14 protein-coding genes are annotated in these 12,843 nt (G+C 73.4%); 9 read left to right on the top strand and 5 right to left on the bottom strand.

Features of this window, described 5'->3' with window-relative positions; translation table 11 throughout:
- The first annotated feature begins 129 nt into the window (after nucleotides 1-129).
- Entirely contained in the window at nucleotides 130-1,734 is a 1,605-nt protein-coding gene (gene tmpA, locus OG618_RS26630) for a 2-trimethylaminoethylphosphonate dioxygenase (protein WP_329490060.1), read from the top strand.
- Between the two features lie 48 nt (nucleotides 1,735-1,782).
- On the opposite strand, the gene OG618_RS26625 is transcribed toward tmpA, so the two are convergent.
- Nucleotides 1,783-2,619, bottom strand: a complete 837-nt coding sequence (locus OG618_RS26625) for a GntR family transcriptional regulator (RefSeq protein WP_329492294.1) — start codon at nucleotides 2,617-2,619, stop codon at nucleotides 1,783-1,785.
- Between the two features lie 342 nt (nucleotides 2,620-2,961).
- Here OG618_RS26625 and OG618_RS26620 point away from each other — a divergent pair, with 342 nt between their 5' ends.
- From OG618_RS26620 to OG618_RS26585, 8 genes are all read left to right on the top strand, one after another.
- Nucleotides 2,962-4,134, top strand: coding sequence for an ABC transporter substrate-binding protein (locus tag OG618_RS26620; RefSeq protein ID WP_329490059.1), 1,173 nt, complete (start codon nucleotides 2,962-2,964; stop codon nucleotides 4,132-4,134).
- Between the two features lie 39 nt (nucleotides 4,135-4,173).
- Entirely contained in the window at nucleotides 4,174-5,133 is a 960-nt protein-coding gene (locus OG618_RS26615) for an ABC transporter permease (protein WP_329490057.1), read from the top strand.
- Nucleotides 5,121-5,969: an ABC transporter permease gene (locus tag OG618_RS26610; protein WP_329490056.1), complete on the top strand. Its 849-nt coding sequence runs from the start codon at nucleotides 5,121-5,123 to the stop codon at nucleotides 5,967-5,969. Before OG618_RS26615 ends, OG618_RS26610 begins: the two co-directional genes overlap by 13 nt.
- Nucleotides 5,970-5,991: 22 nt before the next feature.
- Nucleotides 5,992-7,077, top strand: coding sequence for an ABC transporter ATP-binding protein (locus tag OG618_RS26605; RefSeq protein ID WP_329490055.1), 1,086 nt, complete (start codon nucleotides 5,992-5,994; stop codon nucleotides 7,075-7,077).
- A gap of 38 nt (nucleotides 7,078-7,115) precedes the next feature.
- On the top strand, nucleotides 7,116-7,880 hold the full coding sequence (locus OG618_RS26600) for an HAD family hydrolase (RefSeq protein ID WP_329490054.1): 765 nt from the start codon (nucleotides 7,116-7,118) through the stop codon (nucleotides 7,878-7,880).
- Nucleotides 7,881-7,886: 6 nt separating this feature from the next.
- A complete protein-coding gene (locus OG618_RS26595; protein ID WP_329490053.1) occupies nucleotides 7,887-8,207 on the top strand; it encodes a DMT family transporter in 321 nt (106 codons plus the stop codon).
- Between the two features lie 129 nt (nucleotides 8,208-8,336).
- A complete protein-coding gene (locus tag OG618_RS26590) occupies nucleotides 8,337-8,570 on the top strand; it encodes a phospholipase domain-containing protein (protein ID WP_329490052.1) in 234 nt (77 codons plus the stop codon).
- A gap of 38 nt (nucleotides 8,571-8,608) precedes the next feature.
- Nucleotides 8,609-9,259, top strand: coding sequence for an HAD family hydrolase (locus OG618_RS26585; RefSeq protein WP_329490051.1), 651 nt, complete (start codon nucleotides 8,609-8,611; stop codon nucleotides 9,257-9,259).
- A 77-nt stretch (nucleotides 9,260-9,336) separates the two neighbouring features.
- On the opposite strand, the gene OG618_RS26580 is transcribed toward OG618_RS26585, so the two are convergent.
- The 4 genes from OG618_RS26580 to OG618_RS26565 all read right to left on the bottom strand — a co-directional run bounded on the left by OG618_RS26580 (nucleotide 9,337) and on the right by OG618_RS26565 (nucleotide 12,744).
- Nucleotides 9,337-10,014, bottom strand: a complete 678-nt coding sequence (locus tag OG618_RS26580) for a phosphonatase-like hydrolase (RefSeq protein ID WP_329490050.1) — start codon at nucleotides 10,012-10,014, stop codon at nucleotides 9,337-9,339.
- Between the two features lie 11 nt (nucleotides 10,015-10,025).
- Entirely contained in the window at nucleotides 10,026-11,147 is a 1,122-nt protein-coding gene (locus tag OG618_RS26575) for a TIGR03364 family FAD-dependent oxidoreductase (RefSeq protein ID WP_329490049.1), read from the bottom strand.
- Nucleotides 11,148-11,392: 245 nt separating this feature from the next.
- Nucleotides 11,393-12,073 (bottom strand): phosphatase PAP2 family protein, encoded by a 681-nt coding sequence (locus OG618_RS26570; RefSeq protein ID WP_329490048.1) that lies wholly within the window; start codon nucleotides 12,071-12,073, stop codon nucleotides 11,393-11,395.
- On the bottom strand, nucleotides 12,070-12,744 hold the full coding sequence (locus OG618_RS26565; RefSeq protein WP_329490047.1) for a DedA family protein: 675 nt from the start codon (nucleotides 12,742-12,744) through the stop codon (nucleotides 12,070-12,072). Before OG618_RS26565 ends, OG618_RS26570 begins: the two co-directional genes overlap by 4 nt.
- Nucleotides 12,745-12,843 lie beyond the last annotated feature (99 nt).

The following is a 12,843-nucleotide window of genomic DNA, read 5'->3' as shown; positions in this document are numbered from 1 at the left end:
TCGGGAGCTCTTGTTCCCGAGGGGTTCACCGTGTGGCCACCCAGATCTCACCGTCACCCGGCAGGCTCCCGCACGAGGAGAAGTTGGCTATACAACTTCACCAAGCGACCTGCCGACCAGGAGAGACCCATGGCGCTCCCGACCCACCTGCCGCCGTACTGGCTGCGCGACAACTGCCCCTGCGCCGAGTGCCGGGACGGGCGCAGCGGGCAGAAGCTGTTCCAGATCACCGACCTGCCGGCCGACCTCGCCCTCGCCGCCCACGCCGAGGTCGGCGGGAACCTGGAGGTGCTCTGGTCGGACGGCCACCGGTCGCGCTACCCGCTGGAGTGGCTGGCGCGGGACGCCGACGGCGACGGGCGCACCGAGGCGGAGAAGCAGCTCTGGGTCGCGGCCGACTTCCGCCGCGGCATCCCGGAGGCGGCGTGGGAGGCCTACCTGGCCGACCCGGCCGAGCGGGCGGCGGTGCTCGGGGCCGTCCGGCGCTCCGGGTTCGCGGTGCTGCGCGGGGTGCCGGCGGTCGAACGGCAGGTGCTCGCGGTGGCCCGCTCCTTCGGCCACGTCCGGGTCACCAACTACGGTGAGCTGTTCGACGTCCGGGTCGAGCCGGACCCGAACAACCTGGCCTTCACCAGCGCCGCGATCGCCCCGCACAGCGACAACCCGTACCGGGACCCGGTGCCCACCCTGCAGCTGCTGCACTGCCTGGAGAACTCCGCGACCGGTGGCGACTCCGGGCTGGTGGACGGCTTCAAGGCGGCGGCGCTGCTGCGCGAGGAGTCCCCGGCGGACTTCGTGGTGCTGACCCGTACCCCGGTCCCCTTCGTGTTCCGCGACCGCGGCACCGAACTGCGCGCCGACCGCCCGCTGATCGAGGTGGACGCGCGCGGCCGGATCCGCGAGGTGCGGTTCAACAACCGGTCGATCAGCACCCTGCGCGGGTCCGCCGAGGAGCTGGACGCCTTCTACGCGGCCTACCGCCGGTTCGCCGCGATCACCCTGCGGCCCGAGCTCCGGCTGGACTTCCGGCTCGACCGGGGCGACTGCCTGATCTTCGACAACGTCCGTCTGCTGCACGCCCGGACGGCCTTCGAGCAGGACGGCTCGCGCCACCTCCAGGGCTGCTACGCGGACCTCGACTCGCTGCACAGCACCCTCGCGGTGCTGCACCGGCGCACTGCCGCGCTGGACACGATCGCCGCGCTGTTCGCGGGCGAGGGCGCCGGCGAGTACCTGGGCGAGGCGGTCACCATGGCCGAGCACATGCTGCAGGCCGGGGCGCTGGCGCAGGCCGCCGGGGCCTCGCCGGAGCTGGTCGCGGCCGCGCTGCTGCACGACATCGGGCACTTCTTCGACAAGCACGGCCATGGAACGCCGCACGGGCGCGACCTGATGAACGGCCAGGACAACCGGCACAGCGACACCGGCGCCGCCTGGCTGGCCCAGTGGTTCGGGCCGGAGGTCACCGAGCCGGTCCGGCTGCACGTGGCCGCCAAGCGCTACCTGTGCACGGCCGAGCCCGGCTACCGCGAGCGGCTCTCCGAGGCCTCGGAGTACACGCTCCAGGTACAGGGCGGCCCGATGGGCGCGGAGCAGGCCGCCGCCTTCGCGGCCCTGCCCGGCGCGGCCGACGCCGTCGCCGTGCGCCGCTGGGACGAGCAGGCCAAGGACCCGGACGCCGAGACCCCGGGGTTCGAGCACTTCCGCCCGCTGCTGGCCGCCCTCATGCGCTAGGGGGATCGGGGCGTCGGCCGGTCCGACTCCCCGCTCCGGCGCCGGAGTTCAGTCACCCTCCCGGGCGTGCCGCGAGAGGGCCGAGGTGGCCAGCGAGTTGTGGATGCTGAAGGCCACCGTGCCGGGCAGGTAGCGGTCCTGGGACCACTCCACCGGCATCCCGGTCGGGTCGGTGGTCCGGCGCCGCTCGCGCAGCAGCGGGCTGCCCCGGCGGCAGCCGAGCAGCCGGGCGTCCTCCGCGTTGGCGGCGACTATGTCGATGGTGTGGTCGGCGTCCGTGAACAGGATGCCGTGCTCGCGCAGGACTTCGGTGTGCGAGACCACGTCGGCCGGCAGCTGGGCGACGATCTCGCCGACCCGGGGCGGGTAGACCGTCCGCTCCACCATCACCGCCGCGCCGGAGAGCGTGCGCAGCCGGACGGTGACGTACACCTCGGAGCCGGCCTCCAGGCGCAGCTGCTCGCGCTCGGCTGCGTCGGCCGGCCGGCGCACCAGCGAGTCCAGGATGCCGCCGGGCTCCTCGCCCATCGAGTAGGCCCAGTGCGTGAAGCTCAGCAGTTCGGAGAAGCTCTGCACCCGGGCGGTGCCCAGCACCACCCGCCGGGTGCCGCGCCGGGAGGTGACCAGGCCGTCCGAGCGCAGCACGGCGAGCGCCTGGCGGACGGTGCCGCGGGAGACCCCGTACTGCTCGGCCAGCGTGCCCTCGGCGGGCAGCCGGCCGGCCTCGCCGAACGCGCCGGTGGTGATCGCCTCGCGCAGATCGGCGGCGACCTTGCGGTAGAGCGCACCGGCGGCGCGCTCCTGACCCGGCGCGGCAGGGGCCACGGGGGCGGCGGGGGCCGCGGGTGCCGCAGGGACCGCGGGGCGGTCGGGCTCCAGTGCCACGTCAGTCAATGTCCCTCCTGGGGCGGTGTCCTGCGCAGCCGTACCGGCCCGGACAGCCCGACTTTATCCCGCTGCGCCTTCGAAGCATCGCATTCGGTCGATCACTGACCGAGGCCCTGATTCGACCGTTCCCGTAGCCGCCCCCGGTTCTGGGCCATCCGTTCACCTTCCCGTCACCGGACTCCGGCGTACTTACCTCCGTCAGGCGAAGTTGGCTAGTCAACTCGGACGGTTCCGAACGACTGATCGCCTGGCCCGCCCTTGTGAAGAAGCACCTCTCAGCGAGACGCACCCCCGCGAAACGCACCCCTCGCAGTACGCCCCTGATCAGGAGACTGACCCGTGACCGTGCACCGTGCCCGCGCCGCCGCCTTCGCGGCCGTACTGACCGCCGCCGCGCTCTCCCTCACCGCCTGCGGCTCCGCCGGTTCGACCGCCCCGAAGTCCGGTGACGCCGCCAAGGCCGGCGCGAAGGACGCCAAGGACGCCACCTCGCTCGCCGACTTCGGCGGTCTGGACGGCCTCGTCGCCGCCGCCAAGAAGGAGGGCAAGCTGCACGTCATCACGCTGCCCAGGGACTGGGCCAACTACGGCAAGATCATGGACTCGTTCAAGGCCAAGTACGGCATCGAGATCGAGGACGAGAACCCGGACGGCTCCAGCCAGGACGAGATCAACGCGATCACCTCCCGCAAGGGCCAGGACCGCGCCCCCGACGTCGTCGACCTCGGCAGCGCGTTCGCGCTCCAGGCGGTCAAGGACGGCCTGCTCGCCCCCTACAAGGTGGCCACCTTCGACAAGGTGCCGGACACCATGAAGGACGCGAACGGCGCCGCCGTCAACGACTACGGCGGCTACGTCTCCATCGGCTGCGACGCCAAGAAGATCCCGAACTGCCCGAAGACCTTCGCGGACCTGCTCAAGCCCGAGTACAAGGGCCAGGTCGCCTTGAACGGCAACCCGACCAAGTCCGGCTCCGCGTTCGGCGGCGTCTACGCGGCCGCGCTCGCCAACGGCGGTTCGCTGGACAACATCCAGCCCGGCATCGACTTCTTCGGCAAGCTGAAGGCCACGGGCAACTTCAACCCCGTCGAGTCCACCCCGGCCACCATCGAGAAGGGCGAGACCCCGATCTCGATCGACTGGTCGTACCTGAACGCCGGATACACCGACGAGTTCAAGGAGAAGGGCGTCGACTGGAAGGTCTCCGTCCCCTCCGACGGCAGCTACGCCCAGTTCTACAACCAGGCCGTCAACAAGTGGGCCCCGCACCCGGCGGCCGCCCGCCTGTGGCAGGAGTACCTGTTCAGCGCCGAGGGCCAGAACCTCTTCCTCGGCGGCTACGCCACCCCCTCCACCTTCGAGGCCCTGAAGAAGGACGGCACCCTCGACACCGCGGCCGCCGCCAAGCTGCCCGCCGTCGAGAAGCCGTTCACCACCTTCCCGACCCAGGACCAGATCACGGCCGCCAAGAAGGTCGTCACCGAGAACTGGACCAAGGCCATCGCAGGCTGACACCCGGCCGCAGCAACCCGAAACGGGCTGATCCCACTCATGACCACGGCTCCCACCCCGGTGCCGACCACCCCCGCCGCCACCGTTCACGGTGGCGGCGCGGGGGCGTCCGCCACCGCTCCCACCCCCACCCCCGCCCGGCCCACCCGCCGGCGCCCGCGCGGCGGATCCTGGCTCGCCACGGTGCCGCTCTTCCTCTTCTTCCTGATCGGCTTCGGCCTCCCCGCCGTCGCCATCGTGATCGGCGCGTTCACCACCTCCAGCGACGCGGAGGGCGGGGGCGGCCAGTTCACCCTCGACAACATCAGGGACTCCGTCCAGGGCGCGTACTGGACGGCGATGCTCAGCAGCCTCAAGCTGTCCGCGCTGACCGCGCTGCTCGCCACCCTGATCGGCCTGCCGATCGCGCAGGCCGTGGTGACCTCCCGGCAGACCTGGCTGCGCCAGGCGGTGCTGACCGCCTCCGGCGTGCTCGCCAACTTCGGCGGCCTGCCGCTCGCCTTCGCGTTCGTCGCCACCCTCGGCAACGCGGGCGAGGTCACCAAACTGCTCCACCTGACGGACCACGGCTGGTCGCTCTACTCCTTCACCGGCCTGACCATCGTCTACCTGTACTTCCTCATCCCGCTGATGGTGCTCACCATCACCCCGGCCCTGGACGGCCTGCGGGTGCAGTGGCGCGAGGCGGCCCACAACAACCGGGCCACCACCGTCCAGTACTGGCTGCACGTCGCGCTGCCGATCCTGCTGCCCTCCCTGCTGGGCGGCTTCGTGCTGCTGTTCGGCAGCGCCTTCGCCGCGTACGCCACCGCCGCGGCCATGGTCGGCGCGACCGTGCCGCTGGTCAGCCGCTCGATCGCGGACGCGCTCTCCGGCAACGTGCTGGTCGGCCAGGGCAACCTCGCGCTCGCCCTCAGCCTCAACATGATCGTGGTGGCCGTCCTGGTGATGGCCGTGTACCTCCCCCTCCAGCGCCGGAGTGCCCGATGGCTCAGCTGACCTCCGCCCGCCCCTCCTCGCCGCGCCGCAAGGTGCGCTGGTGGCGCGGCGCCGTCCTGCTGCTCGCGGGCGTCTACTTCGTCGTCCCGCTGGCCGCCGCCGGCTACTTCTCGATCGACGACCCGAAGGGCTACTCCTTCGAGGCGTACACCGGACTGCTCAGCGCCCCCGGCTTCCTGGACAGCCTCTGGCTCACCCTGGGCCTGGCCGTGGTCACCGTCCTGGTGCTGCTGCTCCTGCTGGTACCGGCGCTGATCGCGGTGCGGCTCGGCTCGCCGAGGCTGCGTCCGGTGATCGACGTGCTCTGCACCCTGCCGCTGGTCGTCCCGCCGGTCGCGCTGACCGCCGGCCTGATCGGCGTGCTGCGCTGGGGCCCGGACTACCTGATGGACACGCCGTTCTTCCAGACCTTCGTGTTCATCCAGGACCCGGACTTCCCGCTGGTGCTGGTCATCGCCTACGTGCTGATGTCGCTCCCGCTCGCCTACCGGGCGCTGGACGCCGGTCTGCGCGCGGTGGACCTGCGCACCCTGGTCGAGGCCGCCCGCAACTGCGGCGCGAGCTGGCCGCGCGCGGTGTTCACCGTGGTGCTGCCCAACCTGCGCGGCGCGCTGCTGAACGCCTCCTTCCTCACCCTGGCCCTGGTCCTCGGCGAGTTCACCGCCGCCTCGATCCTCGGCTACCAGCCCTTCCCGGTGTGGATCTACTCGGTCGGCAACAGCCAGGCCCACATGTCGGTCGCGGTCTCCATCCTGAGCCTGCTGATCACCTGGCTGCTGCTGCTCCTGCTGGCCACCGTCGGCCGCGAGCGCCGCCACAAGACCACCACTTCCTGAAGCCCCCGGAGCGATCCCCATCATGACCACGGTTACCGCCCCCGTCGCCGGCACCCACCTCGCACCCGGCGGCGCGACCGTCGAATTCCTCGGCCTGCGCCGCTCGTTCGGTGCCACCACCGCGCTGGACGGCCTCGACCTGACCGTCCGGCCCGGCGAGCTCCTCGCCCTGCTCGGCCCGTCCGGCTGCGGCAAGACGACCGCGCTGCGCATCCTGGCCGGCTTCGAGCAGCACGACTCCGGCCAGGTGCTGGTGGACGGCGAGGACATCACCCGCATCCCCGCGCACCGGCGCGACGCGGGCATGGTGTTCCAGTCCTACAGCCTGTTCCCGCACCTGACCGCCGCCGACAACGTGGCCTTCGGCATGCGGATGCGCGGCACCGGCAAGGCCGAACGCCGCAGGCGCGCCCAGGAGCTGCTGGAGCTGGTCGGTCTGCCGCAGCACGCCGACCGCTACCCGCACCAGATGTCCGGCGGCCAGCAGCAGCGCATCGCGCTCGCCCGCGCGCTCGCCCTGCGGCCGCGCGTGCTGCTGCTCGACGAGCCGCTCTCCGCCCTGGACGCCAAGGTCCGCCTCTCGCTGCGCGAGGAGATCCGCCGCCTCCAGCAGGAGCTGGGGATCACCACCCTGTTCGTCACCCACGACCAGGAGGAGGCGCTCTCGATGGCCGACCGGGTCGCGGTGCTGCGCGCGGGCCGGCTGGAGCAGTGCGCCACACCGTCCGAGCTGTACGCCCGCCCGGCCACCGCCTTCGTCGCCGAGTTCGTCGGCACCATGAGCCGCATCCCCTGCACCCGCACCGCCGACGGCGTCGAGGTGCTCGGCCGCCGCCACGCGGTGGACGGGGCCGCGCCGGCGGACGGCTCGCTCGACGTGCTGGTCCGGCCGGAGAACGTGTCGCTGGTCCCGGCCCTGAACGGCCAGGCGCTGGTGGTCTCCGCGTCCTTCCTGGGCGCCGTCACCCGCCTCACCGTCCGGCTCGACGACGGCACCGAGGTCAAGGCCGACCTGCCGACCGACGCCGCCGCCCTCCTGCCGGTCGGCACGCGCGCCGCGCTGTCGCTGCCGGAGCGCCCGGTCCTGGTCGACCGTCGTACGGTCTGACCTGTCCGCTCGTCCGACGAACCACCGAAGGTACCGCCATGCCTGATACCGCTCAGCCCGATTCCGCACAGCCCGATTCCGCACAGCCGGCCCCGGCCCAGCCCGACCCCACGAAGGCCGACCCGGCGAAGCCCGGATCCGCCGCGCCCGCCGCCGTCCTGTTCGACATGGACGGCACCCTCGTCGACACCGAGCACCTCTGGTGGCAGGCCGCCGCCGAACTCGCCGACGAGCTGCGCCACCCGCTCACCGACCAGGACGCGCCCGAGGTGCTCGGCCAGGCCATCGAGCACACCGCCGCCCACCTGCACCGGGTCAGCGGCACCAGCCTCAGCGAGGCCGAACTCGCCGACCGCCTCGGCGAGTCCTTCGCCGGCAAGGTCGCCGCCCAGACCGTCCCGCGGCCGGGGGCGCTCGCCCTGCTCGCCGAGCTCCGGGACGCCCGGGTGCCCACCGCGCTGGTGTCGGCCTCCCCGCGCCGGGTGGTCGACCTCGTGCTGTCCACCATCGGCCGCGACTGGTTCGCCGTGACGCTGGCCGCCGAGGACACCCCGCGCACCAAGCCCGCGCCCGACCCCTACCTCGCCGCCGCCGAGCGGCTGGGCCTCGACCCGGCCGACTGCGTGGCCGTCGAGGACACCCCGACCGGCGTCGCCTCGGCCGCCGCCGCGGGCTGCGCGGTGCTCGCCGTCCCCTCGACCGCCACGCCCATCCCCCGGGGATCGCGCGTCACCCTGCTGGACAGCCTGGTGAACGCCGACCTCGCGCTGCTGGGGAAGCTCGGCGCCGCACCCGCGGTGTGACCGGCCATGCCCTATCTCCTGCTCGCCCTCGCCATCGTCAGTGAGGTCTGCGCCACCAGCGCCCTCAAGCTCACCGAGGGCTTCACCCGCCTCTGGCCGAGCCTCGGCGTCGCCGTCGGCTACGTGCTCTCCTTCGCCCTGCTCGGCAGGGCCCTGAAGCACATACCGGTCTCGGTCGCCTACGCCGTCTGGTCCGGCGCCGGTACGGCCGCCGTGGCGGGCATCGGCGTGATCGCCTTCGGCGAGTCGCTGGGCCGGCTCCAGTGGCTCGGCCTGGCCCTGATCATCGTCGGCGTGGTGGTGCTCAACCTGAAGGGCACCCACTGAGCCGCCCGCCCGCCCCGCGCGCACGGCGGCGGGGCGGGCGCCGTGGCTCTTCGCCGTAGCCGCGACGCGTGTGCCGGGCGCACCGGATGCGACTCCCCCGCTCGTCAACGGCCGGCAATCGACGGCGAGTTGTCCCCCCTCCCCGACACCGTCCACCCCGACATCGTGTACGCCTTCGCCGGCCCGCCCTCCACCGTCGCCCCCGGCGCCACCCGTACCCGCACCTGGGACGCCGCCACCACCGACGGCCGGTACGACTTCACCGTCCACGGCCCCGATGGCTTCGTCCGCCGCTTCGTCGGCGCCGTCACCGCACCCACCGGCACCCGCTTCACCCAGCGCTACGCGGGCACCCTGCACTGACCCGCCCGGCGGGCGAAGGCGCCCCCTATCCTGCGGGGATGATCAAGCCGATAGAACTGGTGATTTTCGACTGCGACGGCGTGCTGGTCGACAGCGAGCGCATCGCCGCCCGCGTCCAGGTCGCCCTGGGCGCGGAGCTGGGCTGGCCGCTCACCGAGGCGGAGGTGGTCGAGCGGTTCATCGGGCGCTCCCACGCCTCGATCGGCGAGCAGGTCGCCGCCCGGCTCGGGGAGGCCACCGCGGCGCTCTGGAGCAGTCGTTTCGAGCAGCTCCACCGCGAGCAGGTGGACGCCGGGCTGGCCCCGGTCGACGGGGTCCCCGAGGCGCTGGCCGCCCTCACCCTGCCGACCTGCGTCGCCTCCAGCGGCTCGCACGAGAAGATGCGTCACACCCTGGGCCGCACCGGCCTCTACGAGCACTTCGCGGGCCGGATCTTCAGTGCCACCGAGGTCGACCGCGGCAAGCCCGCGCCGGACCTCTTCCTGCACGCCGCCCGGCGGTCGGGCGTCGACCCGGCCGCCTGCGCGGTGGTCGAGGACAGCCGCCCCGGTGTCGAGGCCGCCCGCGCCGCCGGCATGCGCGCCTTCGGCTACGCCGGCGGCCTGACCCCCGCCGAGCGGCTCGCGGGCCCCGGCACCGTCGTCTTCCACGACATGCGCGAACTGCCCGGCCTGCTCGCCGCCCACTGAGCCCGGGCCCACCGCGGGATCACTCCGAGGAGAAGCCGGCCGGGCGGGTCGGCGCACCCCGCCCGGCCGTCGCACGCTCAGCCCGCGAGGACGCCCGGCAGGTCGGCGATCGACTTCAGGACGTGCGTCGCGCCGTCGGCCCGCAGCCGGGCCTCGTCGTGGGCCCCGGTCAGCACACCGGCCACCACCGAGGCGCCGGCCCGGGTGCCGGTCAGCATGTCGTAGCCGGTGTCCCCGGCGACGGCCATCTGGCGGACGGAGTCGGTGGAGGTCCGCAGCAGGGCGGTGAGCGCCAGGTCCGGGTACGGGCGGCCGCGGCCGGCCTCGGCCGGGCAGAGGGTGAGGTCGGCGATCGACTCCCAGCCGAGTGCCCGCAGGATCCGGTCCTGGGTGGCCCGGGAGAAGCCGGTGGTGAGGACCACCTTGCGGCCCTGGCCCCGGAGTTCGGCGATGGCCTCGGCCGCGCCCGGCAGCGCGGCGCAGTGCCCCGCGTCGACGAGGTCGTGGTAGGCGGCCTCGAAGGCGGTGTTGGCGGCCTGCGCCTTCTCCTCCGCGCCGAACAGGTGGCGGAAGACGGAGATCTTGGACTCGCCCATGGTGAGCCGGACGTGCTCCAGCATGCGGGCGTGCTCGGGGCTGCCGGCCTCGACGCCGAGCGAACCGGCGGCGGCCCGGAAGGCCTGCTCGACCAGGCCGTCGTCGGCGACGGTGGTGCCGGCCATGTCGAGGACGACCAGGCGGATGTCAGCGGACATGTTCACTTTCCTTACAGGTTGGCGAGTTCTGCGGTGGTCTCGGCGATGGCCGGCGAGCAGGTCATGCCGCGGCCACCGGGACCGGTGACCAGCCAGACGGCATCCCGGACCCGCTCCCGGTGGACCACCCGGGTGGTGTCCACGCACTGCGCGTACACCCCGGCCCAGCGGCGGCGCACCCGGGGCAGCGGCCGGCCGAGCAGTTCCTCGGCCACGCCGACCAGGTGGTCGTACGGGTCCTCGACGACGTCGAAGCCGAACGGGTGGTCGTACTCGTGGGTGTCGCCGATGGTGAGGCCGCCGTCCTTGCGCTGGACCATCAGCAGCTGCATCTTGTGCTCGGCGGCGACCGGCGGCTGCGGCTGCGCGGCCTTCAGCCGCTCCAGCGCGTCACCGGCGAAGGCGGGGTAGTAGCGGAAGCTGTCGCCGTCGGCGACCGAGGTGGTGAGCTCCTCGCCGAGCGGGTCGGTCTGCATCATCTGCAGCCGCACCCTGCGGACGGGCAGCTCGGGCGCCAGCTCGCGCACCAGCCCGCCCAGCCAGGCGCCGGTGCAGAGGATCACCAGGTCACCGGTGTGGACGTCGCCGTGGTCGTCGCGGACGGCGTTCTCACCGATCACCTCGCGGACCTCCCGCCCGGGGAGGAAGGTGTACCGGCCGCCGGCCAGCAGTGCGGCGCGCAGCGCGGGCTGGGCGGTGCGCGGCTCGACGGCGGCGTCCCGGTCGCACCGCAGCGCGCCGAGCAGCTTGCCGCGCAGGGCCGGGTTGGCGGCTCTGGTCTCGGCCGCGTCGAGCAGCCGGTAGCCGCGCGCGGCGGCGTCCGCCCGGGTCAGCGCCTGTTCGGCGACGGCGAGTTCGGCCTCGGTGCGGATCGCGGTGAGCGAGCCGTTGGCCCGGAAGCCGAGCTCGGGCACCCTCGCGCCGATCTCCTCCCACAGTTCGCGGGCCCGCAGCGCGGTGTCCAGTTCCTCACCGCCCGACCGGCCGCTGACCCAGACCAGCCCGAAGTTGCGCACCGAGGCGCCGCGCGCCTCGGACTCGCGCTCCAGGTGGACGACCTCGTGGCCGCGCTCGACGGCCTGCCAGGCGTGCATGCTGCCGAGCACGCCTGCTCCTACGACGATGACTCTCATGCGGCCAGGCTGATGCCGCGAGGTGGCCGAGGGAAGTCCGAACGGCGGCGCGCAGGTGAACCGACCGAAAAGTTGTACAGCCAACACTGCTCAGGCGGGCCGGGCCGCGCCCGCCCCGGCCGGGCCCGCCGGCGGGAGGCCGGGTCAGCGCACCACGGTCGCCCGCAGGCGGGTGCCCGTCCGAAGGGCCTGCGCCCGGCTCGCATGCTCGCCCCGCCACCCCGGCCGCACAAGGACCGGGCAGGTCACGGAACCCGGCGCCGCTGGGTCGCCGGTGACGGCCCGCCGCCGGCCTCCGGCGCGACGTCGCCCGCGCCCAGCAGCGGCCGCAGCGCGCCCAGGCGGGCCCGGTCGACCAGCGGTGCGGCCCGGCCGGCGGCCAGCGCGAGCGCGGCCGCCGTCAGAACGCCGACCAGCGCACCGACCAGTACGTCGTGCGGGTAGTGGACGCCGACCCAGACCCGGGAGGCACCCATCAGTGCGGCGGCGGCCACCGCGAACGCGCCCAGCCGCCGGTCCGCGAACCAGAGCGCGGTCGCGGCGGCGAAGGCGATCACGGTGTGGTTGCTCGGGAAGGACCAGTCACCGGCGCCGGGACAGGTCTCCAGCGTGCCGGGCACACCGAGCTGGGTGCACGGACGCACCTCCTCGACCACGCTCTTGAACCCGGAGTTGAGGACGAAGGCGACGACCACGATCAGCGGCGAGGCCAGCGCCCGCGCCATCACCGCCGGACCGGCGTCGCGCGCCCGCCACCACGCCCGGAGCATGACGACGGCGAACAGCCCAAGCCCCAGCGCGGACCAGATCCGGATCACCTGGTCCAGCCAGGCGGGCGCGGCGTCCGCCCACCCGATCACCCGGCTGTAGAGGCCGCCGTCGATGCCGCTGCCGTCGTAGACGGCCAGCGCACGGGAGGGCGTCACCGGGTGTCACCGCCACGGCGCCGGGCCCTCCGGGCGCGGAACATTTCCAGAACGATCGGGATCACGGAGACAACTACTACCAGACCGATGATGGGGAGGAGGTAACGGTCGATATCAGGCACCGAGGAGCCGAGCGCGTACCCGGCCAGCACCACGCCGACGGTCCAGACCACGCCGCCCACCACCTGCCAGAGGGTGAACGTGCGCACCGGCACCTCCAGCACGCCGCAGAGCGGGTTGAGCACCGTCCGGACCACCGGGATGAAGCGGCCGAGCACGATCGCCTTGCCGTACCCGTACCTGACGAGCAGTTCCTCGGCCCGCTCGACCCCGTGCCGCAGGCTCTTCCGCTCGGTCCGCCGCAGCAGCGCGCGGCCACCGCGCCGGCCGATCAGGAAGCCGACCTGGGCGCCGATCAGCGCACCGGCCAGGGCGGCCGGCAGGACCTGGGAGAGCTCCAGCCGCGGGCCGTCGGCGCCGCCGGGGGCGCAGAGCAGACCGGCGGTGAACAGCAGCGAGTCGCCGGGCAGGAAGAACCCGACGAGCAGCCCGGTCTCGGCGAAGAGCACGACGGCGATCCCGAGCGCCCCGAAGGCGGCGAGCAGCGACGAGGCGTCCAGCGGGTTCACCGCGAGGGCGTGAACGGCCGGAGTGGCGGACGACTGGAACAAGGCCGGCGGACCTCCCGTACGGGAGGGCGGCGCGGCCGCCCTCGATCGTCTACAGTGCCGTAGACGGTCTACATGACTGTAGACGAATCGGGGAGGAAC

Origin of the sequence: Kitasatospora sp. NBC_01246, assembly GCF_036226505.1 — a bacterium.
GTDB lineage: Bacteria > Actinomycetota > Actinomycetes > Streptomycetales > Streptomycetaceae > Kitasatospora.
The sequence above is the reverse complement of the archived record's forward strand: the minus strand, read 5'-3'. Positions and strand labels throughout refer to the sequence as shown.